The 21,103-nt window shown below is 45.8% G+C and carries 18 protein-coding genes and 1 pseudogene; 11 read left to right on the top strand and 8 right to left on the bottom strand.

The window, feature by feature from the left end:
• Positions 1 to 43: 43 nt before the first annotated feature.
• Positions 44 to 1,306, top strand: a complete 1,263-nt coding sequence (locus CJP72_RS16175; protein WP_162382373.1) for a tyrosine-type recombinase/integrase — start codon at positions 44 to 46, stop codon at positions 1,304 to 1,306.
• 57 nt (positions 1,307 to 1,363) lie between these two features.
• On the opposite strand, the gene CJP72_RS16170 is transcribed toward CJP72_RS16175, so the two are convergent.
• Entirely contained in the window at positions 1,364 to 1,717 is a 354-nt protein-coding gene (locus CJP72_RS16170; protein ID WP_072185419.1) for a hypothetical protein, read from the bottom strand.
• Positions 1,718 to 1,737: 20 nt separating this feature from the next.
• Complete coding sequence (locus tag CJP72_RS16165) at positions 1,738 to 2,283, bottom strand: hypothetical protein (protein ID WP_162382372.1); 546 nt, start codon at positions 2,281 to 2,283, stop codon at positions 1,738 to 1,740.
• Positions 2,284 to 2,524: 241 nt separating this feature from the next.
• Here CJP72_RS16165 and CJP72_RS16160 point away from each other — a divergent pair, with 241 nt between their 5' ends.
• The 3 genes from CJP72_RS16160 (at position 2,525) to CJP72_RS16150 (ending at position 4,745) form a co-directional block, all read left to right on the top strand.
• Entirely contained in the window at positions 2,525 to 2,899 is a 375-nt protein-coding gene (locus tag CJP72_RS16160; RefSeq protein WP_054177222.1) for a helix-turn-helix domain-containing protein, read from the top strand.
• Between the two features lie 474 nt (positions 2,900 to 3,373).
• Positions 3,374 to 3,568, top strand: coding sequence for a helix-turn-helix transcriptional regulator (locus CJP72_RS16155; protein WP_072185420.1), 195 nt, complete (start codon positions 3,374 to 3,376; stop codon positions 3,566 to 3,568).
• Between the two features lie 154 nt (positions 3,569 to 3,722).
• Positions 3,723 to 4,745, top strand: a complete 1,023-nt coding sequence (locus CJP72_RS16150; RefSeq protein WP_162382371.1) for a hypothetical protein — start codon at positions 3,723 to 3,725, stop codon at positions 4,743 to 4,745.
• Between the two features lie 228 nt (positions 4,746 to 4,973).
• Here CJP72_RS16150 and CJP72_RS16145 read toward each other — a convergent pair whose 3' ends face one another.
• The 4 genes from CJP72_RS16145 to CJP72_RS25585 all read right to left on the bottom strand — a co-directional run bounded on the left by CJP72_RS16145 (position 4,974) and on the right by CJP72_RS25585 (position 9,190).
• Positions 4,974 to 6,548, bottom strand: a complete 1,575-nt coding sequence (locus tag CJP72_RS16145) for an anti-phage dCTP deaminase (RefSeq protein WP_054177224.1) — start codon at positions 6,546 to 6,548, stop codon at positions 4,974 to 4,976.
• 8 nt (positions 6,549 to 6,556) lie between these two features.
• Positions 6,557 to 6,745 (bottom strand): hypothetical protein, encoded by a 189-nt coding sequence (locus CJP72_RS16140; protein ID WP_024906639.1) that lies wholly within the window; start codon positions 6,743 to 6,745, stop codon positions 6,557 to 6,559.
• A 699-nt stretch (positions 6,746 to 7,444) separates the two neighbouring features.
• Positions 7,445 to 8,572 carry a helix-turn-helix domain-containing protein gene (locus CJP72_RS16135; RefSeq protein WP_162382370.1) on the bottom strand — a complete coding sequence of 376 codons (1,128 nt, stop codon included), beginning with the start codon at positions 8,570 to 8,572 and terminating at the stop codon, positions 7,445 to 7,447.
• Between the two features lie 3 nt (positions 8,573 to 8,575).
• On the bottom strand, positions 8,576 to 9,190 hold the full coding sequence (locus CJP72_RS25585) for a hypothetical protein (RefSeq protein WP_228467180.1): 615 nt from the start codon (positions 9,188 to 9,190) through the stop codon (positions 8,576 to 8,578).
• Positions 9,191 to 9,694: 504 nt separating this feature from the next.
• On the opposite strand from CJP72_RS25585, the gene CJP72_RS16125 reads away from it, so the two are divergent.
• The gene (locus tag CJP72_RS16125) at positions 9,695 to 10,312 is read left to right on the top strand and encodes a trimeric intracellular cation channel family protein (protein WP_162382369.1); all 618 of its coding nucleotides are present in this window, start codon (positions 9,695 to 9,697) and stop codon (positions 10,310 to 10,312) included.
• On the opposite strand, the gene ligB is transcribed toward CJP72_RS16125, so the two are convergent.
• Entirely contained in the window at positions 10,309 to 11,994 is a 1,686-nt protein-coding gene (ligB, locus tag CJP72_RS16120; RefSeq protein ID WP_162382368.1) for an NAD-dependent DNA ligase LigB, read from the bottom strand. The genes CJP72_RS16125 and ligB overlap by 4 nt on opposite strands.
• A gap of 256 nt (positions 11,995 to 12,250) precedes the next feature.
• Here ligB and gmk point away from each other — a divergent pair, with 256 nt between their 5' ends.
• The 5 genes and pseudogenes from gmk (at position 12,251) to recG (ending at position 18,233) form a co-directional block, all read left to right on the top strand.
• Entirely contained in the window at positions 12,251 to 12,874 is a 624-nt protein-coding gene (gmk, locus tag CJP72_RS16115; RefSeq protein WP_162382367.1) for a guanylate kinase, read from the top strand.
• Positions 12,875 to 12,928: 54 nt separating this feature from the next.
• Complete coding sequence (gene rpoZ, locus CJP72_RS16110) at positions 12,929 to 13,204, top strand: DNA-directed RNA polymerase subunit omega (protein ID WP_000135058.1); 276 nt, start codon at positions 12,929 to 12,931, stop codon at positions 13,202 to 13,204.
• Between the two features lie 18 nt (positions 13,205 to 13,222).
• On the top strand, positions 13,223 to 15,334 hold the full coding sequence (gene spoT / locus CJP72_RS16105) for a bifunctional GTP diphosphokinase/guanosine-3',5'-bis pyrophosphate 3'-pyrophosphohydrolase (RefSeq protein WP_162382366.1): 2,112 nt from the start codon (positions 13,223 to 13,225) through the stop codon (positions 15,332 to 15,334).
• Positions 15,335 to 15,338: 4 nt separating this feature from the next.
• A pseudogene (trmH, locus tag CJP72_RS16100) lies at positions 15,339 to 16,022 on the top strand (tRNA (guanosine(18)-2'-O)-methyltransferase TrmH); the annotation flags it as partial.
• A gap of 129 nt (positions 16,023 to 16,151) precedes the next feature.
• On the top strand, positions 16,152 to 18,233 hold the full coding sequence (gene recG / locus CJP72_RS16095) for an ATP-dependent DNA helicase RecG (protein ID WP_162382365.1): 2,082 nt from the start codon (positions 16,152 to 16,154) through the stop codon (positions 18,231 to 18,233).
• 41 nt (positions 18,234 to 18,274) lie between these two features.
• Here the strand turns inward: recG and gltS are convergent, their stop codons facing one another.
• Entirely contained in the window at positions 18,275 to 19,480 is a 1,206-nt protein-coding gene (gltS, locus tag CJP72_RS16090; protein ID WP_162382364.1) for a sodium/glutamate symporter, read from the bottom strand.
• A gap of 226 nt (positions 19,481 to 19,706) precedes the next feature.
• Here gltS and xanP point away from each other — a divergent pair, with 226 nt between their 5' ends.
• Positions 19,707 to 21,098 (top strand): xanthine/proton symporter XanP, encoded by a 1,392-nt coding sequence (xanP, locus tag CJP72_RS16085; protein WP_162382363.1) that lies wholly within the window; start codon positions 19,707 to 19,709, stop codon positions 21,096 to 21,098.
• Positions 21,099 to 21,103: the final 5 nt, after the last annotated feature.

The following is a 21,103-nucleotide window of genomic DNA, read 5'->3' as shown; positions in this document are numbered from 1 at the left end:
GCATCATGAATATGTACACACAGCACATAAGCAAGAGTCATACATGGCAAAAATGACAGACATACAAATCAAGGCATGGATCAGAGCTGACGAACGCTTCGAAGCAAAGTCGGATGGTAACGGCTTATATCTTTGTTTTCCGAAGAAGTATGCAGCTCCATTCTGGCGCTTTCGCTATCGTTTCTCTGGAAAACAGCGGGTAATGGGTATCGGTTCCTATGCTGAACTCTCACTAGCAAGGGCGCGAGAGACCGCCAAAGAGCTCTCAGCACGTGTAGCATTGGGTTATGACGTAGCCGGAGAGAAGCAAGAGCGCAAAGCTGATGCTCTCAAAAAAATCGAGTCTGAAAAACACGCACTGAGGGTTTCCCAATTAGCCAGCGAATATTTTGAACGCCAGATACTTAAACGCTGGAAGCACCCCGACATACTGCGCCGACGAATCGAAAAAGATATAAATCCTAATTTAGGCAATCTACGAATAGAAGACGTTCGCCCATATCATATTGATGATATGTTGCAAAAGATCCTTCTACGAGGAGCCCCTACCGTTGCCAATGACGTCCTGAGGTGGACTCGACGGATCTTTGATTATGGAATCAAGCGGCACATGCTAGCTTCGAATCCAGCAAGTGCATTTGATATATCTGATGCAGGAGGACAAGAACAAAGCCGCGAGCGCTGGTTAAGTCGGGATGAACTGGTACAGCTCTTTCAGGTAATGCCTTTAACCAAAGGTTTTTCTCGTCAGAATGAACTAACAATGAAACTCATTTTAGCCCTCTGCTGTCGAAAGATGGAATTGTGTGGTGCCAGGTGGTCAGAAATTGATCTGGACGAAGGCGTCTGGCATTTGCCAGCTGAGCGCGTTAAAAATGGCGATGGTATCGATATCCCACTAGCGGCACCCGTTGTTGGCTGGTTTAAAGAATTACAAACCATGTCCGGCAACAGTGAATGGGTTCTCCCGGCAAGAAAAATGCAGCACCGCATGATTCCTCATATTCAGGAAAGTACCTTGCCCGTCGCGCTAGCTAAAATAAGGTCAAATATGCCAGATGTGCCAAATTTCACAATACATGATTTTCGGCGAACTGCCCGCTCCCATTTAGCTGCACTGGGGGTAGATCCGGTGATAGCAGAACGCTGTTTAAATCATAAAATCAAAGGTGTTGAAGGTATATATAATCGCTATCAATATTTTGAAGAACGTAAGCAAGCTCTAACTATATGGGCTGAGCTACTTACAACATTGGAAAAAGGTAATAATTACAACGTTGAACCAATAAGAAAAGAAATAGCGTAACATTGCACACTATTAACATTTACTTTAGCCTGAAAACAATCAGGCTAAAGTAATCATTCATTTATTATATGTGCCGTCTATAGAACCTATAGATGTTACACCACAATGTTGATCACAATCCTTAGAAATAACCTGCATGGCACCATTTTCTAATTCACTTATCAACACGACACACATGCTTGACTGGTCACTATAAATCCAACGGTTACGTTGCCCTTTACGAGCGTCAATAGGTGTTAATTCACCTCCTATCTCGCATACTCCCGATGTAGTTCCATATGAAGAATTAATACCGAAATGGGTGTGGTTTTCGCTCTGATACAAAGAGAGTATTCCATTTGTTTTTTTAAAATCACTCGCTTGAACTGAAAAACATAAAATCATCAATGGTAGGGTAGTCAAATATTTCATATCTATACCTATATATAAAGTTAATATTTAACACCATTCTTATTAAATACGACAAAAGCAACTGAATAATATGAGTTAAATACCAAGCCTTCTTCTTCGATATTCTCAGCAGCAATGAGTCCTTTATCATTTATAACACCCTTCAAGAAATATTCATTATCCTCTTGATAGAGTGCAAATCCTGTTGCAGGACGCCCAGCAAGTTTTACTTTGAAACCTATATAATTATTATACTTAACAAGTTTAACTGACTGAAGGTTTGGAAGGTCGAAAAAAACAGAGAGAAACTGTTTCAGATTTGAGAAAAATACAAAGTTATCATTCAAACTTGCACGAACATAAATATTAGAATTGAGTTGCTCCTCTGTAAGTCCTAAACTTGATATTTCATTACTATATTTTTCAGACAAATATTTTAATACATCTTCGTTTGTCACTCCATCTTGCTGAGTTGACGTTGAGCTTACTGTTTCTTGTAAATGGATATTATTCGGAGATGAATAAACAACATTACAAGAAAAAAACAACGAGATACTTAATATTTTAGCGATAGATGAATTTTTCATATTTCACTCATTTGCGATTGGTATTAGGAAAAAATATTACTTGCTAGTCTAATAAAGTAAGAACAAATTTAAGTTAAGTCATTTTATGACGGTTTAAAGTTAGAAAAATGGACTTTTTTGAAGCCAAATCATCCATAAAGGAGTAAAAATTAATTTATAATCCATTATCGATGTTCATGCAAGAGTAAAACACCCGCAAAATGTCTTTTATAGACATATACGTTGGAAACAAGGCGGGGAAATGGCGAAGCTTGCATCCGAAGTCACTGATAAGATGGTTGGTCAGCGTATCCAGATGCGCAGAAAAGAACTTGGTATGACTGCACAGCAATTAGCCGAGTATGCGGATATTTCCCAGCAACAACTTTCACGTTATGAAAGAGGAGCCAATAAAATTAATGTCGCACATCTTGTAAATATTGCCATAAAAATGAATACGCCAATTGGTTGGTTTTTCATTGATTGCTTTGATGAGAACTCCTCTGATAAGAACGAACAACCAGAATTTGTTCCAGTGAAAGATGTAGATCTAAAGAACAGATTTGAACAAATTTGGCCTCGTTTAACACATGAACAACGCAGGGTATTAATCATTTTCCTAGATGAATACACATAATTAAGCTATCTTTCAACAAGCTTTTTAGACATAAATATGTCTATGCCATGAAAGCTCCTTATTTTAATTGCATGATATCTATATCATTTCGAGTTAATTGATTAAAAATCCCTCCTTAAAATCCAATCTAATGTCGTAATACTAGTCATTTTTTTATCTTAGTATTCGTTAAAAGCAGCAAAAAAAGGCTGCTCTCAAGATCTACCAAACTCACCTTTTTCGCTCAGTAGGCGCGAAACTTTTCACATAGAAAACCTGAAATTTTCCGCCGCTGAACTTTTTTTGAAACCCAGAAATTCTAGAATTTTCGGCGTTCGAAACTTTCGAAACTTTCAAATGACTCGAAAACACATACCATTGAAAATAAATAAAAACCATTAAATTCAACATGTTACAAGCTTTTCGCTCATTCAATCTGCAAAACTGTAAATCGTAGAGGTATCAATCCGATGCGCTTTATTGTGGATTCAAACAATGCCGAATCAACGTCTAATCAAGGTGAAAACGGTCCTGGAACTATGCGCAATTTCTCGTGCAACGCTCTATCGACAAATCGAAGCAGGTGCGTTTCCTCGACAAGTTAGCCTAACCGGAGCACGCGCAGTTGCATGGCGAGAAGAGGAGGTTTTGGAATGGATAGCAAGTCGTCAGTTAGTAGAAGCAATATGAACTAATCCTTACAGAGTTCTCTTAGCTTTATCTAGTTCCCTCTAATAGCACGCTATATACCACCTATATCCCACCTATATAAAATCCTATGTATAGAGGTGCACTCAAATTCACGATCCATTTATAAATGGAAAGGCATTGTACGGAAAATTATATGCTTTTAAACATGAAAAACATTGAAACAAGGCTTTCTATTAGTGCAGGAAAGAGTTTTCACAATCATGAATTAAAGATAAGAATAGACAAAGCCACTCTTGTAAGTAGTTTTTCTACTGAGGATGAAAAAATTAAAATATACTCTGCACTCAAAAACTGCAATAAACTCCCAAACGATAAATACGCCATAACTCACACAAAACTAAAGGAAGGTCATCCATATAAGAAAGCAATCAACATATTTAGTAGAGAAGAGATTCCAAGTTTGATATTGCACATCGCATATGTTCCTGTAAATAATAACACTGGAAGTATAAGATTTGATTTTCGGCCACAACATGTTAGTGATAATGAATTTAAAGAATTTATAAAATTGATGAAATCACAATTCGGAAAGGCCATTATTAAAACCATACGCAGATCTTGGATTACACAAATAGATGTGGCATTGGACATTTATGATTGTAAACTTAAAGACTATTTATGGTCATTAAAAAATTCAGGTACATCTCAATACTTTCATCACAAAAATGGATTGCCCGGATTAAGGTTAGGAAGTACAAGGTCAAAAATAAGTATACTTTGTTATGAAAAAATATACATGCAAAGGAATCTTTTTAATTCCTTTAAAACAGAAAGTGAGTATTTGGAGCTTAACAAGGATTACAGAAATCTATTAAGAATTGAAGCTCGCGTCAAACCAAAGAAAAAATTAAGAAGTAAAAAAGAAAAAGCACTTTTTCTAAAAGAAATATCATCTATGGAGAACCCATTCTTACGATTAATGATTTATAACAATCAGATGCAAGAAGAACTCATAAAAAAGAACTATCTTAAATATAAATTGAAGACTCAAAATGTAACTATCATTAAAAATAAAATGAAAAAAAGCGTAAAACTTTCTCGCCATTGTCTCGCAGTGATTGAGAAAAACGCAATTGACTTGATCGATCGAGATAAGTTATGGGAAAAATGGCTATTATGTATCAGCAAATTAAAATATATCATAAATAAAAAATAACGTATATCAACTTACTTTTGGCCTGCGGGACTTATTAGCTTTATTATAATCACAATTTACAATGTGGTTTGAACGTTAAGATCATACTTGCCTCAAAAGGATTATTTAAAAACTCTAATTTTCAATCTTTATTAAAAAGAAAAACTAATAGTAGTTCTTTCTGGATACATCCAGAAAGAACTACTTTATAGTATATCCTGATAATAATATATCTTCTAGCTGCAAAACTTAAGGTGTAGCATCTTGTTTCGCGACCTCTGATAAGAATTTCTTAGCGACCATATCTTCATATTTCCTATGGCTATCAAGGTATTGTACATCAATATGATTTTTATATTTAGTATTAAACTTAAATGCTTCACCAGTGATTTCATCTTTTCTTTCATCTGTAGGCATGAAGAATTTATTATATCTTCTTGGGGCAACACCTTCGAAGTCTGAAAAAATTACTTTCGAGTGATCCTCAGATTTTGTAATCGAGTCATCGTGAAGATCTAATGCAAGACTTTTATCGAATGGTTCGATATATATAACTTTCTTAATACCAGAAGATACAATATGCCTTGCACAGTTATGACAAGGATAAGTTGTGGTAAAAAGAATTTTACCTTTTGCCCCTTCGGTCGACTTTCTTGCCATTGTTGTAATGACATCCATCTCTGCATGGATAGATCTTGAATACTCCATAATGGATGAAATGTTACTACCTTTATAAATGGCCTCAGTAATATTAGGTGTTATGGCCTCTAACCTTCTCAAGATTAGCTCCATTGATGGATCTGAGCCTAATGAGGACTTAATTTCCTTTAGAAGGATATCATGTATTTTATTTTTAATTTTTAACTTGCTTGATACGTTATAACACTTTCCACTTTTATGCACACAACGATGATCTTTTTCACCATCATCACTGACATAAAGCCCACCGCCAGCTTTGGGAACGTCATTTTTGCCTATGGCGAGAAGGTTTCCTTCATCATCAAAGAGAGCGGCTCCGACTTGCCTTGATAAACATGCTGATTGTAAAGATGCTGAAAATGCTGCGTACATACCCTTTTCATTTATAGTCGGGGTCAGACCATTTTTTCCGTGTATAAGTCCAAAAAATCTATCAATTTTATTTTCAAGGCCTTTTTTCTGACTTTGGTTGTTTTTAACAAAAAAATCAGAGGTAAGTATTGCCTGACTTGTCCTTTGCCCATAATCATCATCTGACTTATCATCAACATTCATGATTAAAGGAATGTCATTTTTCGTGACACCATCTTCTCTTAAGTTTCTAATCCTATGCTCTTGATCTCTTAAAATTCCCATTAAATAGAAATTATGTTGATAAATAACCCTGAATAACTCAATCTCCTCAGGCCGCTTCAATTGATCAATAATATATAAAGTAGCTTCAGAAGTGCTGGATGATTTGTTTTTATCAGCATTTATAGCAGCGATTGCCGCTTCAGATAAAAGCTCATTTCTCTTGAAATTTCTTCTTAATCCATTAGCTAATTTTTGCATAGCTAAATGCCGAACAATGCTATTATCAAGATGTTGCTCAATTAAGATCTTTTCGAAGTAAAGGGGATCTTGCATTAAATCGCTAATCCTAATGTGGACAACACTATACCCCCAAGTTTCGGCTACCTCTTTTATCACATCGACAACAGTTTTGATTCCACATCCTGCAAATCCGCACAAACCTAAAAAAATGTCAGTAGATTGACGACCTTCAATAGTTTTCATTGAAGATGTATTATCATTAGCATCAATAGCTTTATTTATTTTTAATTTTCTTGCTGTGCTAGTCATATAATTACCTAATCAAAAATAATTTCTTTAGTGAGAATTTTTTTGAAAGCTTCAAGAGTCTCTCTTTTATCTAATTCCATCCGTAAATCATAAATATTGTCGTTATGTCTACTGACATAAGCGATCTCCACACAAGTCTGGTCGTTAGTAGCCTCTCTATCTTCACACCCTTCTACTATCAAATTTTTGTATGACATTGATAAACCTCACCTTTCTTAACTCAACAACATCAATCCATAAATTTTAGCACAACTTTTTCTTGTGCATCACTCAGAAATCAGGTTTTGTGAGTTGATTTACAATGATTAATGTTAATAACTTCACTCACTATAAGTAACTGATCATTGATAGCCGAGATAGTATGTTATATTTTTATCAATATCTTCATTAAAGATATTTATCAACCATCATTGGAAAAATAAAAACGTTATTTTTTATAGATAAATAACTTGGTACCATCTTATTATATAATTAATAGACTTAGCTACTCATAGATATTGCTTATTCTAGCTTCCCACGTTAATTAGTGTAATAATCTTGTGCAAACTACTCCCATTGTCACAACCATTTAAGCCAAAGCATTTACGCGAAATGCTGAATATGTTTAGATATATTAATCAATAATAGAGGGAGATATCGGAAATTACTGTTAATGGTTATTTAAACTGATTGCTTTTAACTTAGGTGATAAGTTCTACATCTTGTTCAAAGAAAGCATACTGCAAGCTTAATATTTTTAAATTGTATTGCTGACAATTTATCAATACAGTGACGTCTATTTTTGGTACAGGATGCCGACTAGAAGAGTTATGATTCTGCACATAGCTGTTTCAGGCCAAATCACATTAATGATTGTTTCATACAACTAAAAAAAGCCCCATCTTAAGGGGCATTTATCAAAACCTGAATGGAACAACCACATCATCATAAATATCAGAGGCAGTTTCCTTATACTCCATCCCTGTTACACTCGCCAACAATACAGGTTTTACACCTAATTTATCGGCCATCATTTTAAATGTAACACCTAAGTGCTCTTTCATAACAATGATGCTTTCTTTCAGTATATGAGGCTCTTCCATTTCAAGAATATCATCAAGCTTCTCTTGTCGTGACTGCCTAGTTTGGCTGAACCAGACATTAGCACTTCTGTACTGCTGTGCATTTATAAATCCTAAAAAGTGAGCTCTAAAGATTATTGCCTTTGCACTCACCTTCCATCTAACTTTTAGATCGTATATTTTTTTCCAATTAAAAGAACCATCAAAATTTAAACAGGCTGGAAATTCACTTGCAAATGACTTCCTCGGGAATAGAAATGCACTAGCAAACGCATCTGCCTCCCTTTCCGTTTGTTTACAACCTGTTTCAATGCCATCGTGCATAACTAAATGGCCACATTCGTGGGCCAAATCAAATCTCATTCTGCAAACACTTTCCTTTGCAGTATTCCTTATTATTATTGGATATTTTCTGTTTACAGATAGAGCATCGACTTTTTCAGAAACACCATCGAAACAAGTAACAATAGCCCCTTGATTTTCCAGCACGTTAACCATATTGTCGATCGGAGCATCAGCAGATAAATTCCATCTGACACGGGCCCCCTCAGCAATTTTTTCAATAATGGGGGGAGTCAGTTCAGTAATCTTTGTATTATCGATTAAGTTAAATCCATTTTGAGGCATATCCAAATGCTCATGCAACTCAACTACTAGTTGCTCAAGCACCGTGCTATATGCTTGCACACGCTCTTTTACTCCTACTGGAGTTGTTTGTCTCTTCCGGAAATGACATTGCTCCGGTTTTACATCTCCAGACATAGGCATACCAAAAAAGCCAGGAGATACATTAAGGTACTCTGCCAAAGCGTTTCTGACATCCATTGAAGGAGCCCTTGCATCGCTTTCATATTGGTGTATACCCTGTCTGGAAACAGATACTGCATCACCAAGCTCTTGAAGAGTTACCCCTTTGAGTAAACGAGCCAGCCTTAATCTTTCACCATAGAAATCTAAATACATACCTTACTGACCATTATCTTCGCCATCATTCTCTGCTTTTTTGTCTTTCTTTTTGACAGAGACTGACGCTTTCTTCGTTTCAACTGGCTGAGGCAATTCACTCATGGCAGGGCCAAAAGCAACAACCCGCTCGTCAAGAGGAATTTCCCAACACGAAATCTGCTGACCTTCAAGGAAACCGACAAATGTTACGCGCTCAACGTATCGCATTTCATCCAATTCGATAGCAAAAAACCAGAGTACAGCAGCAACATCACCGACTTCTGGCTCAAGGCATGACATTTGCCTTAACGCTTCAATTGAAGGAATTAATCTTCTTTCTTCTGGACAACTCGGTTTACCCCTGTATAGCCTCACAGGAACTGATTGAATCGAAAAGGTAAATCGTCCGTCAGGTTTCACAATTCCTAACCAAGGCCAATTTTTTCCATCCTTTACCGCACGAATGATACGTGAACGCGAACACTCGTATGCCCTCATACCAGTACTACGGGCAGTATCACCAATCTCGTCATCATGCCGATCAATCACATCATCCCTGACATCTCTTATTAGAGATGCTAGCTGTTTTAATCGATCAGCGGTGAGTACGGAGTTAAGTTCCCAAGGTTGCATCATCAGAAAAGGTTCCTCTTTTACAGAGCAGGTATATAGGGTTGAGGCAAGAAGATGTGACAAGCAAATAATCTTGCACTTATGGTGATTTGTCAAGCAACGACAAAAAAGTAAAACCAATAGTGAATTGTCAATATCAACTCATAACCTCTCACCCCCAACATCTGTGTACTTATGAGTGTACTTAATCACCCACATCAATTCATAAATAACATATAAATCATAATATTAATGATACATTCAACATTCAGATTCATTCACCACGTAGCCCGTAAAAACGAAACGGTGCTACGTGTTTTTCTTTTATTTCAAACCACCCACCTCTTTTCCTATTAGTTTTTTTCATCATATTATTTCAATTACAGAACCTTAAAAGGCGTTAAATATGATAAAAAATATAATATTGCATAAGTAAAAGTTATTGAAACGACCTCACCTTAGAAAATCTCAATCGTGATACTGCGCACAAATCGCTAACCTTTCTCCCCAGTAAATCAGGGGGAAGGCATGCTGTTACACGTTTTGTACTTAATTGGCATTACCGCAGAAGCCATGACGGGCGCTCTTGCTGCAGGTCGTCGTCGCATGGATACCTTCGGCGTCATCATCATTGCAACCGCGACAGCCATTGGCGGCGGCTCTGTTCGCGACATTCTGCTTGGGCATTATCCGCTCGGTTGGGTGAAGCATCCTGAATATGTCATTATCGTGACGACGGCTGCGGTGCTGACGACCATTGTCGCCCCCGTCATGCCTTATTTGCGCAAATTATTCCTTTTGCTTGATGCGCTGGGCTTAGTGGTCTTTTCCATCATCGGTGCTCAGGTTGCACTGGATATGGGTCATGGCCCGATCATTGCCGTGGTCGCCGCAGTGACCACTGGCGTGTTTGGCGGCATACTGCGTGACATGTTCTGTAAACGCATTCCCCTGGTCTTCCAGAAAGAGCTGTATGCCGGCGTGTCGTTTGCTTCTGCAGTGCTTTACATAGCACTTCAGCACTATGTCTCCAGCCATGATGTGGTCGTTATCTCCACGCTGATCTTTGGCTTCACCGCGCGATTGCTGGCGCTACGTCTCAAACTCGGTTTACCCGTTTTTTATTATCATCACGAAGGTCATTAAGGCATAAATCCCGTAATACGCTGAGCAGATAACCACTGGCTCAGCGTTTTTATCTCTGGGTTCTCTCTCCACTGTATCATTTGCCTGGCGCGGCGCTCGCCCGTTGACGGCAGCGTTCGCCAATACTGCTCTGTCTGTGCCAGCAATGGCCCCCACGAACGAATATCGCAGGCCTTAAGCGCGGCCTGGGTTAGCGGTATATCCATCGCCATAACCCAGCGGATAAAGGGCTGGCGGCGCGCCATATTGAACTGATGCCACAATTGCGCACCTTTCCCTTTGCCTACCCCAGGTGTGTTCTGTAATTGCTCCTCGGTTAACGCAAGCCAGGAAAATATATGCTCAAAGCGATGCACCTGATGAAGCGCACGCCATCCTGCCTCTCCCACACCATCCAGATTCAATACCGATTTCTCCCCCAACCAAACCAGTCTCGCAATGAATTGTTCCCGGCATTCGGATGAAGCATAAAAACAGGTCAGTGGCCCCAAACGCCCTCCGGGAGGTTTTGGTTTAGTCCGCTGCGTACTACGCCAGACAACATCGTCGATACGTGGAATACCTTGCCCGGCCAGACTGACCAGGATGCGATCGCCAGGCACGATATCCCACTCTTCCCAACGTCTGACGGAACCCAGATTGACACGCTGAACCTTTTTATCGTCCAGCATGACAGGAACCAGCGATGCGACCACCGCGGTTTTCCCACTCTTTCCTGTGGTGAAGAGAATTTCCGCCACTTCTGCGACCTGCGCCACCGGGGTATATTTCCAGGCAACCAGCCAATCTCCTTCACCAGGAAGCCAGCTTCGGGCTTCCGGCTCTTTAGCCATCCGCACCACGATGCCATCGGTTGCAAACGGTAGACTCGTTGTCCACCATCTCTCTCGCGCTTTTTCAACATCATCAACGCTATTCACGGGCTGGGTATAGCGCTGGGTTAAACTAAATCCCGCGTCAGTCAGTTTTTGCAATCGTTCAGGCATCGACTGCGGACCATCAGGCCACGCCCAGATAAAAATGCCTAATGAGTTTAGCAAGGAGGAATGTTCTGCGCGCAGCATCATCCCTGCAACTTTTGAACGGGCGTTCATTCCCCCCATTCGCTGCTGGATATGGTTTTCCTGAAGCAGGAAGATTTCGCCCTGCAGAATGCTATTGGCAAGTGCTCCTTTTGTGGTGCGCGGCACAGACGGAATATGACGAACCTTTTGCGTCCAGTCTTCGCCTTCCAGTCCATCCCCCCGGCTAATCGCCCTGATGAGATTGCCATCCCGGTACACTAACGTTACTGCTACGCCATCCACCTTCGGTTGAACCCACAGATCGCTTCGACGAAGCATCCATTGCTGCATCGCCTGTTTATCCGCAAGCTTGTGCACGCCAGTGTGGGCAACAGGATGCAACATTGAGCCATTTTTTGGCGGCGCCGCCGGGTCTGTAGGAACCTCCTCGCCAAAACAGCGTCGCCATTGTGTAAGTTGCGTACTGAGCTGGTCGTAAACCGTATCATCGACTGCGCTAATGCCCTGCTTCCAGTAAATGTCATTCCACTGCGCGATTTGCCGCGTTAAACGAGTTATTTCCTCTTCCGCCCTGGCCGCCGTCCAGGCGGGGCAAACCGCGCCAACCGATGAATGACACAGCAATACACTGATTGCGATACTCTTCCATAACGTCATTTGCACCTCCATCGCACGTTGTCCGGCAGGTATAGCGCAGAATGATTTCGGCACCGAGCGGTAAACGCGAAGCCTGCGAGCAGGATTCCTGTCATTTTCACTCATTGCAGTAATTGCACGGTAAATCAGGAAAAAGGTACGCAAAACGCAATAATCAGAGGCAAAAAGTGTGACAAGGACTACGTCATATAGCGGCGACGTGTATAATAAGCTCGTATGTAGGCTCTCTTTCGACAATCACATACATAAGATACTCATGGCTCAAGGCACGCTTTATATTGTTTCTGCCCCCAGTGGCGCGGGTAAATCCAGCCTGATTCAGGCTTTATTGAAAACCCAACCGTTGTATGACACCCAGGTTTCTGTTTCACACACCACACGCGCTCCGCGTCCGGGTGAAGTGCATGGCGAACATTATTTCTTTGTGGATCATGATGAGTTCAAAACCATGATTGGCAGAGACGCGTTTCTCGAGCATGCCGAAGTGTTCGGTAATTATTACGGCACATCTCGCGAAGCCATTGAGCAAGTGCTTGCTTCCGGTGTGGATGTTTTTCTTGATATTGACTGGCAGGGTGCCCAGCAAATTCGTGAAAAAATGCCGCAGGCACGCAGTATCTTTATTTTACCGCCGTCCAAAATTGAGCTGGATCGCCGTCTTCGCGGTCGCGGTCAGGATAGCGAGGAAGTCATTGCAAAACGTATGGCGCAAGCTGTTGCAGAAATGAGCCATTACGCCGAATATGATTACCTCATTGTGAATGATGATTTTGATACCGCCCTGGGCGATTTGAAAACCATCATTCGCGCCGAACGTCTGCGCATGAGCCGCCAAAAGCAGCGTCATGACGCTTTAATCAGCAAACTGTTGGCAGACTGAACCCACATTCAGTATCATGCCCAGTCATTTCTTCACCTGTGGAGCATTTTAAGTATGGCACGCGTAACTGTTCAGGACGCTGTAGAGAAAATTGGTAACCGTTTTGACCTGGTACTGGTCGCCGCGCGTCGCGCTCGTCAGATGCAGGTAGGCGGAAAGGATCCGCTCGTACCGGAAGAAAACGATAAAACTACCGTAATCGCGCTGCGCGAAATCGAAGAAGGTCTGATCAACAACCAGATCCTCGACGTGCGTGAACGCCAGGAACAGCAAGAGCAGGAAGCCGCTGAATTACAAGCCGTTACCGCTATTGCTGAAGGTCGTCGTTAATTACTCATCGGGTCGCCCTTGTATCTGTTTGAAAGCCTGAATCAACTGATTCAACACTACCTGCCGGAAGACCAAATTAAGCGTCTGCGGCAGGCGTATCTCGTTGCACGTGACGCTCACGAGGGTCAGACACGTTCAAGCGGTGAACCCTATATCACCCATCCAGTCGCCGTTGCCTGCATTCTGGCCGAGATGAAACTCGACTATGAAACGCTAATGGCGGCGCTGCTGCATGATGTGATTGAAGACACTCCTGCCACCTATCAGGACATGGAACAGCTTTTTGGTAAAAGCGTTGCTGAACTGGTAGAAGGGGTGTCGAAACTTGATAAGCTCAAGTTCCGCGATAAGAAAGAGGCGCAGGCCGAAAACTTTCGCAAGATGATTATGGCGATGGTGCAGGATATCCGCGTCATTCTCATCAAGCTTGCTGACCGAACCCATAACATGCGCACGCTGGGCTCATTGCGCCCGGACAAACGTCGCCGCATCGCCCGTGAAACCCTCGAAATTTACAGCCCGCTGGCACACCGTTTAGGTATCCATCACATTAAAACCGAGCTCGAAGAGTTGGGTTTTGAAGCGTTATACCCGAACCGTTATCGCGTTATTAAAGAAGTGGTGAAAGCTGCGCGCGGCAACCGTAAAGAGATGATCCAAAAAATCCTCTCAGAGATTGAAGGGCGTTTGCAGGAAGCGGGAATTCCGTGTCGCGTTAGCGGTCGCGAAAAACATCTGTACTCTATCTACTGCAAAATGGTGCTCAAAGAGCAGCGTTTTCACTCGATCATGGACATCTACGCGTTCCGCGTTATCGTTCATGATGCCGACACCTGCTATCGCGTGCTCGGCCAGATGCACAGCCTGTATAAGCCGCGTCCGGGGCGCGTGAAAGACTATATTGCCATTCCAAAAGCGAACGGCTATCAGTCTTTACACACTTCGATGATCGGCCCACATGGTGTTCCGGTTGAAGTACAAATCCGTACCGAAGACATGGACCAGATGGCGGAAATGGGGGTTGCGGCACACTGGGCTTATAAAGAGCACGGTGAGACCAGTACCACTGCGCAAATCCGCGCCCAGCGCTGGATGCAGAGCCTGCTGGAGCTGCAACAGAGCGCCGGTAGCTCGTTTGAATTTATCGAGAGCGTTAAATCCGATCTCTTCCCGGATGAGATTTACGTTTTCACACCGGAAGGGCGCATTGTCGAGCTGCCAGCCGGTGCCACACCTGTCGACTTCGCGTACGCGGTACACACCGATATCGGACATGCCTGCGTCGGCGCGCGTGTTGACAGACAGCCTTACCCGCTTTCACAACCACTCTCCAGTGGCCAGACGGTTGAGATCATTACCGCACCGGGCGCCCGTCCGAATGCCGCATGGCTTAACTTTGTCGTTAGCTCGAAAGCGCGTGCCAAAATTCGTCAGTTGCTGAAGAATCTCAAACGTGACGACTCCGTGAGCCTTGGTCGTCGCTTGCTGAATCATGCTTTAGGCGGCAGCCGTAAACTGGCTGAAATTCCACAGGAAAGCGTCCAGCGTGAAATTGAGCGTATGAAGCTCGCGACGCTGGAAGATCTGCTGGCGGAAATCGGTCTGGGTAACGCCATGAGCGTTGTGGTGGCGAAGAATCTGCAGCAAGGTGAAGCATCGACAACCGCACCAGCGCAGTCCAGCCACGGACATCTGCCGATCAAAGGCGCAGATGGCGTGCTGATCACCTTCGCCAAATGCTGCCGCCCGATCCCCGGCGACCCGATTATCGCTCATGTCAGCCCCGGAAAAGGTCTGGTTATTCACCATGAATCCTGCCGTAACATCCGTGGCTACCAGAAAGAGCCAGAGAAGTTTATGGCTGTCGAATGGGATAAAGAGACGGAGCAGGAGTTCATCACTGAGATCAAGGTGGACATGTTTAACCACCAGGGTGCGCTGGCGAACCTGACGGCGGCAATCAACACCACCACCTCCAATATTCAAAGTTTGAATACTGAAGAGAAAGATGGTCGCGTCTATAGCGCCTTTATTCGTCTCACCGCACGTGATCGTGTGCATCTGGCGAATATCATGCGCAAAATCCGTGTGATGCCGGACGTGATAAAAGTCACCCGTAACCGAAACTAGCCTTATGAATGCACAGCGTTATGCGCGTATCTGCGAGATGCTCGCCAGGCGTCAGCCTGATCTGACCGTCTGCATGGAGCAGGTCCACAAACCTCATAACGTTTCTGCGATTATCCGTACCGCAGATGCCGTTGGCGTTCATGAAGTCCACGCCGTTTGGCCGGGTAGCCGTATGCGCACCATGGCCTCTTCGGCGGCGGGAAGCAACAGCTGGGTGCAGGTGAAGACTCACCGCACCATCAGCGATGCCGTCATCCATCTGAAAAGCCAGGGCATGCAGATTCTGGCCACTCACCTTTCGGACAAAGCCGTCGATTTTCGCGAAATTGATTACACCCGCCCGACCTGTATTCTGATGGGACAAGAGAAAACCGGCATCACGCAAGAGGCATTAAACCTTGCGGATCAGGACATTATCATCCCGATGATTGGCATGGTGCAGTCACTCAACGTCTCCGTCGCTTCGGCACTGATTCTCTACGAAGCGCAGCGTCAGCGACAAAACGCTGGCATGTACCGGCGCGAGAACAGCATGTTGCCGGAAGATGAACAGCAGCGTCTGCTGTTTGAAGGCGGTTATCCGGTACTGGCAAACGTCGCTAAACGCAAAGGTCTGCCTTACCCCCATGTGAATGCACAAGGCGAAATTGAAGCCGATGCCGCATGGTGGGCCACTATGCAGGCTTCCAATATTACGCAAAATCATTCACGTTGCATCGCGGCGGCAAATGAACGAATCTCCGGGAGCAGAGAAAACGATGTGACCGGAGTGAGTGAATGCAGCCAACAAAGAGGCGGCGGGAAGGATGAAGCGTAAATGAAAGGGCGCCTGTTAGATGCTGTACCGCTCAGTTCACTAACGGGCGTTGGCGCAGCGCAAAGCAGTAAACTGGCAAAAATTGGCCTGCATACCGTACAGGAGCTCCTCCTGCACCTTCCACTGCGTTACGAAGATCGTACTCATCTCTATCCGATAGGCGAACTGTTACCGGGCGTTTACGCCACCGTCGAAGGGGAAGTGCTGAACTGCAACATCACATTTGGTGGTCGCCGGATGATGACCTGCCAGATCAGTGACGGTACCGGTATCCTCACCCTGCGTTTTTTCAATTTCAGTGCGGCAATGAAAAACAGCCTGGCAACGGGTCGCCGCGTACTGGCCTACGGAGAAGCAAAACGGGGAAAATACGGGGCAGAAATGTTCCACCCGGAATACCGCGTTCAGGGCGAACTCAGCACGCCGGAGTTGCAGGAGACGCTTACCCCCGTTTATCCGACCACCGAAGGGATAAAACAGGCCACGCTGCGTAAACTCACCGATCAGGCGCTGGATTTACTGGATACCTGCGCCATTACCGAACTGTTACCGCCAGAGCTTCTGCAGGGCATGATGAGTCTGCCGGAGGCATTACGCACCCTGCACCGCCCACCGCCGTCGCTCCAGCTCAGCGACCTGGAAACCGGGAAACATCCGGCGCAGCGGCGGCTGATTCTGGAAGAGTTACTGGCGCATAACCTGAGCATGCTGGCGCTACGTGCTGGTGCGCAACGATTTCACGCTCTGTCGCTCAGTGCGCAGGGCGAACTCAAAAATCGTTTTCTTAATTCACTGCCCTTCAAACCAACCGGTGCGCAAACTCGTGTGGTGGCGGAAATCGAACGCGACATGACGCTGGATGTACCGATGATGCGTCTTGTGCAAGGTGATGTTGGCTCCGGTAAAACGCTGGTTGCAGCACTTGCTGCGCTGCGGGCAATTGCCCACGGCAAACAGGTGGCGATGATGGCGCCGACCGAACTGCTTGCTGAACAACACGCCAATAACTTCCGTCAGTGGTTTGCCCCGCTCGGTATTGATGTCGGCTGGCTGGCCGGTAAACAAAAAGGTAAGGCGCGTCTTGCGCAGCAGGAGGCCATCGCCAGCGGCCAGGTACAAATGGTGGTGGGTACCCATGCGATTTTCCAGGAACAGGTACAGTTTAACGAACTGGCTCTGGTGATCATCGATGAACAACACCGTTTTGGTGTGCATCAGCGGCTGGCGTTATGGGAAAAAGGCCAACAGCAGGGATTCCACCCACATCAGCTGATCATGACCGCAACCCCGATTCCACGCACCCTGGCGATGACAGCGTATGCCGATCTCGACACTTCGGTTATCGACGAACTGCCGCCAGGCCGTACGCCGGTCACCACCGTCGCCATTCCTGACACCCGCCGCAGCGATATTATTGACCGGGTGCGTAACGCCTGTACTCACGAAGGACGCCAGGCTTACTGGGTCTGTACACTGATTGAAGAGTCGGATCTGTTAGAGGCACAGGCGGCGGAAGCCACAAGTGAAGAACTGAAACTTGCGCTACCTGAGCTGAACATTGGTCTGGTCCACGGGAGAATGAAACCCGCCGAGAAGCAGGCGGTGATGGCGGCCTTTAAGCAGGGTGAGCTTCATCTTCTGGTTGCGACCACAGTCATTGAAGTGGGGGTGGATGTTCCCAACGCCAGCCTGATGATTATTGAAAACCCGGAGCGTTTGGGTCTTGCGCAATTACACCAGTTGCGCGGACGCGTAGGTCGCGGCGCAGTGGCCTCGCACTGCGTACTGCTCTACAAATCTCCCCTGTCAAAAACGGCGCAGACACGCCTGCAGGTTCTACGCGACAGCAACGACGGTTTTGTCATTGCGCAAAAAGACCTGGAGATCCGTGGACCTGGCGAATTGTTGGGGACACGTCAGACGGGCAGCGCTGAATTTAAAGTGGCGGATTTACTGCGCGATCAGGCCATTATTCCGGAAGTTCAGCGCATTGCGCGCCATATTCACGAACGTTACCCACAACAGGCCACGGCGTTGATAGAACGCTGGATGCCGGAAACCGAACGCTACTCCAACGCCTGAGGCTCACACAATGCGGCGGTTTTCACACCGCCGCATTGTCCTTATTGCGCAAAAATCGGCAACAGCAGATACAGCTTAATCACCAGCGCATTGACGATGTCGATAAAGAATGCCCCCACCATCGGCACCACCAGAAACGCCATGTGCGACGGGCCAAAACGCTCGGTAATCGCCTGCATATTGGCGATTGCCGTCGGCGTCGCGCCAAGACCAAAACCGCAGTGCCCGGCAGCCAGAACAGCAGCATCGTAGTTTTTACCCATCATGCGCCAGGTCACAAACACGGCGTACAGCGCCATGAAGATCGACTGCACCACAAGAATCGCCAGCATCGGCAACGCCAGTGAGGCCAGCTCCCACAGCTTCAGACTCATCAGCGCCATCGCCAGGAACAGTGAGAGACTCACGTTGCCCAGCACCGATACCGCTCGCTCAAACACGCGATAAAAGCCCACTAACGCCAGACCGTTGCTGAGGATCACGCCGATGAACAGTACGCAGACGAATGTCGGCAGTTCCAGCACGGTTCCCACCAACATCTGGGCCACGATTTTGCCTACGGTCAGACAGATCGCGATAAGCGCAATGGTTTCGATCAGCACCAGAGAGGTGATCATGCGGCCAACGTCCGGTTTCTCAAACGCGGTCGGTACAGCCTGATCGTCCGGCATACCATCTGGCGTGGTGGAGTGCTTCACCAGGTAACGCGCCACCGGACCGCCGATCAGTCCGCCCAGCACCAGACCGAAGGTTGCGCACGCCATTGCCACTTCCGTCGCATTGGTAAAGCCATAGCGTTCGATGAACAACTTGCTCCATGCCGCACCGGTTCCGTGCCCACCCGAAAGCGTAATTGAACCCGCGATCAGTCCCATTAATGGATCCAACCCCAGCAGGCTCGCCATACCGATGCCGATGGCGTTTTGCATCACCAGTAAACCCACCACCACGATCAGGAAGATGCCAACGACACGGCCGCCTGCACGCAGGCTGGCAATGTTCGCGTTCAGACCAATGGTGGCAAAGAACGCCAGCATCAGCGGGTCTTTCAGACTCATATCAAAATCCACTTCCCAGCCCATGCTCTTTTTCAGCACCAGCAGGGCGATTGCCACCAGTAGTCCACCAGCAACCGGTTCAGGAATAGTGTATTTCTTCAGAAAGGAGACTGACTGGACCAGCTTGCGTCCCAGCAGCAACGTCAGTGTTGCGGCAACAAGTGTCGATAAAGTATCGAGATGAAACATATTAAGCTCCTTTAAGTCCCCATCGCTCATCACGAACGATGCATTCCTCGGTCATTTTTCAGCTCTTAACGAGTAATCGGCATGGATTTTAATCAGAAAAGGTACAAAAGTTATATAAAAAGGTGATTTTATCTGTTTTAAATATTAAGAATATCGACTAGCAAACGTTTGCTTTTGCACCCTGGTCGGATAAAATGCCCGCTTTTACACCACGGGATTGCCTCTGATGTCTGTTAACACTGTCGAGTCAGAAAATGCGCAACCGATTGCGCAGACTCAAAACAGCGAACTGATTTACCGTCTTGAAGATTGTCCGCCGCTTCCTCAAACTCTTTTTGCCGCGTGTCAGCACCTGCTGGCAATGTTCGTCGCAGTCATCACGCCCGCGCTGTTAATCTGCCAGGCGCTTGGTTTACCGGCTCAGGACACTCAACACATTATCAGCATGTCACTGTTCGCCTCCGGTGTGGCCTCCATTATTCAAATTAAAGCATGGGGTCCGGTAGGCTCGGGGTTGCTCTCCATTCAGGGAACAAGCTTTAACTTCGTTGCCCCGCTGATTATGGGCGGTACGGCGCTGAAAACCGGTGGAGCCGACGTTCCCACCATGATGGCAGCGCTGTTCGGCACACTGATGCTGGCGAGCTGCACCGAAATGGTTCTCTCCCGCGTACTGCATCTGGCGCGTCGAATCATCACCCCACTGGTTTCCGGCGTGGTGGTCATGATTATCGGCCTGTCGCTGATCCAGGTTGGCCTGACGTCCATCGGCGGTGGTTATGCTGCGATGAACGACAACACCTTCGGCTCACCGAAAAACCTGCTGCTGGCAGGCGTCGTACTGGCATTAATCATTCTGCTTAACCGTCAGCGTAACCCCTACCTGCGGGTTGCTTCGCTGGTGATCGCGATGGCCGCAGGCTACGCGCTGGCATGGTTTATGGGCATGTTGCCGGAAAATACCGCACCGACCACGCAGGATTTCATCATGGTGCCAACGCCGCTGTATTACGGGTTAGGCATTGACTGGAATCTGCTGTTGCCGCTGATGTTGGTCTTTATGATCACCTCACTGGAAACTATTGGCGATATTACCGCTACCTCCGATGTTTCTGAGCAGCCGGTTTCCGGGCCTCTGTATATGAAACGACTGAAAGGCGGGGTGCTGGCTAACGGCCTGAATTCGTTTGTCTCTGCGGTGTTTAACACCTTCCCGAACTCCTGCTTCGGTCAAAACAACGGTGTTATCCAATTGACGGGCGTTGCCAGCCGCTATGTTGGCTTTGTTGTCGCGTTGATGCTGATTGTACTGGGCTTGTTCCCAGCGGTGAGCGGCTTTGTGCAACACATTCCTGAACCGGTGCTCGGCGGTGCGACTCTCGTGATGTTCGGCACCATCGCGGCCTCCGGGGTGCGTATCGTGTCGCGTGAGCCGTTAAACCGTCGTGCTATCCTGATTATCGCCCTGTCACTGGCCGTCGGACTGGGCGTTTCCCAACAGCCGCTGATCCTGCAATTTGCGCCGGACTGGGTGAAAAACCTGCTCTCCTCCGGGATTGCTGCGGGCGGCATCACCGCTATCGTTCTGAACCTGATTTTCCCACCCGAAAAGCCGTAAGCGGA

It is taken from the genome of Citrobacter sp. NCU1, from assembly GCF_010231475.1.
Lineage (GTDB): Bacteria > Pseudomonadota > Gammaproteobacteria > Enterobacterales > Enterobacteriaceae > Citrobacter_D.
This window is presented reverse-complemented; position numbering and strand designations above follow the sequence as displayed.

What these genes read in the sequence shown, in the direction of transcription:
- CJP72_RS16145 (WP_054177224.1), bottom strand. Translation starts at nt 6,548, where the DNA reads ATGACTAGCACAGCAAGAAAATTAAAAATAAATAAAGCTATTGATGCT.
- CJP72_RS16125 (WP_162382369.1), top strand. Translation starts at nt 9,695, where the DNA reads ATGCTGTTACACGTTTTGTACTTAATTGGCATTACCGCAGAAGCCATG.
- gltS (WP_162382364.1), bottom strand. Translation starts at nt 19,480, where the DNA reads ATGTTTCATCTCGATACTTTATCGACACTTGTTGCCGCAACACTGACG.
- ligB (WP_162382368.1), bottom strand. Translation starts at nt 11,994, where the DNA reads ATGACGTTATGGAAGAGTATCGCAATCAGTGTATTGCTGTGTCATTCA.
- CJP72_RS25585 (WP_228467180.1), bottom strand. Translation starts at nt 9,190, where the DNA reads ATGATGCAACCTTGGGAACTTAACTCCGTACTCACCGCTGATCGATTA.
- CJP72_RS16165 (WP_162382372.1), bottom strand. Translation starts at nt 2,283, where the DNA reads ATGAAAAATTCATCTATCGCTAAAATATTAAGTATCTCGTTGTTTTTT.
- CJP72_RS16155 (WP_072185420.1), top strand. Translation starts at nt 3,374, where the DNA reads ATGCCGAATCAACGTCTAATCAAGGTGAAAACGGTCCTGGAACTATGC.
- CJP72_RS16170 (WP_072185419.1), bottom strand. Translation starts at nt 1,717, where the DNA reads ATGAAATATTTGACTACCCTACCATTGATGATTTTATGTTTTTCAGTT.
- CJP72_RS16160 (WP_054177222.1), top strand. Translation starts at nt 2,525, where the DNA reads ATGGCGAAGCTTGCATCCGAAGTCACTGATAAGATGGTTGGTCAGCGT.
- gmk (WP_162382367.1), top strand. Translation starts at nt 12,251, where the DNA reads ATGGCTCAAGGCACGCTTTATATTGTTTCTGCCCCCAGTGGCGCGGGT.
- rpoZ (WP_000135058.1), top strand. Translation starts at nt 12,929, where the DNA reads ATGGCACGCGTAACTGTTCAGGACGCTGTAGAGAAAATTGGTAACCGT.
- xanP (WP_162382363.1), top strand. Translation starts at nt 19,707, where the DNA reads ATGTCTGTTAACACTGTCGAGTCAGAAAATGCGCAACCGATTGCGCAG.
- CJP72_RS16175 (WP_162382373.1), top strand. Translation starts at nt 44, where the DNA reads ATGGCAAAAATGACAGACATACAAATCAAGGCATGGATCAGAGCTGAC.
- CJP72_RS16135 (WP_162382370.1), bottom strand. Translation starts at nt 8,572, where the DNA reads ATGTATTTAGATTTCTATGGTGAAAGATTAAGGCTGGCTCGTTTACTC.
- CJP72_RS16140 (WP_024906639.1), bottom strand. Translation starts at nt 6,745, where the DNA reads ATGTCATACAAAAATTTGATAGTAGAAGGGTGTGAAGATAGAGAGGCT.
- recG (WP_162382365.1), top strand. Translation starts at nt 16,152, where the DNA reads ATGAAAGGGCGCCTGTTAGATGCTGTACCGCTCAGTTCACTAACGGGC.
- CJP72_RS16150 (WP_162382371.1), top strand. Translation starts at nt 3,723, where the DNA reads ATGCTTTTAAACATGAAAAACATTGAAACAAGGCTTTCTATTAGTGCA.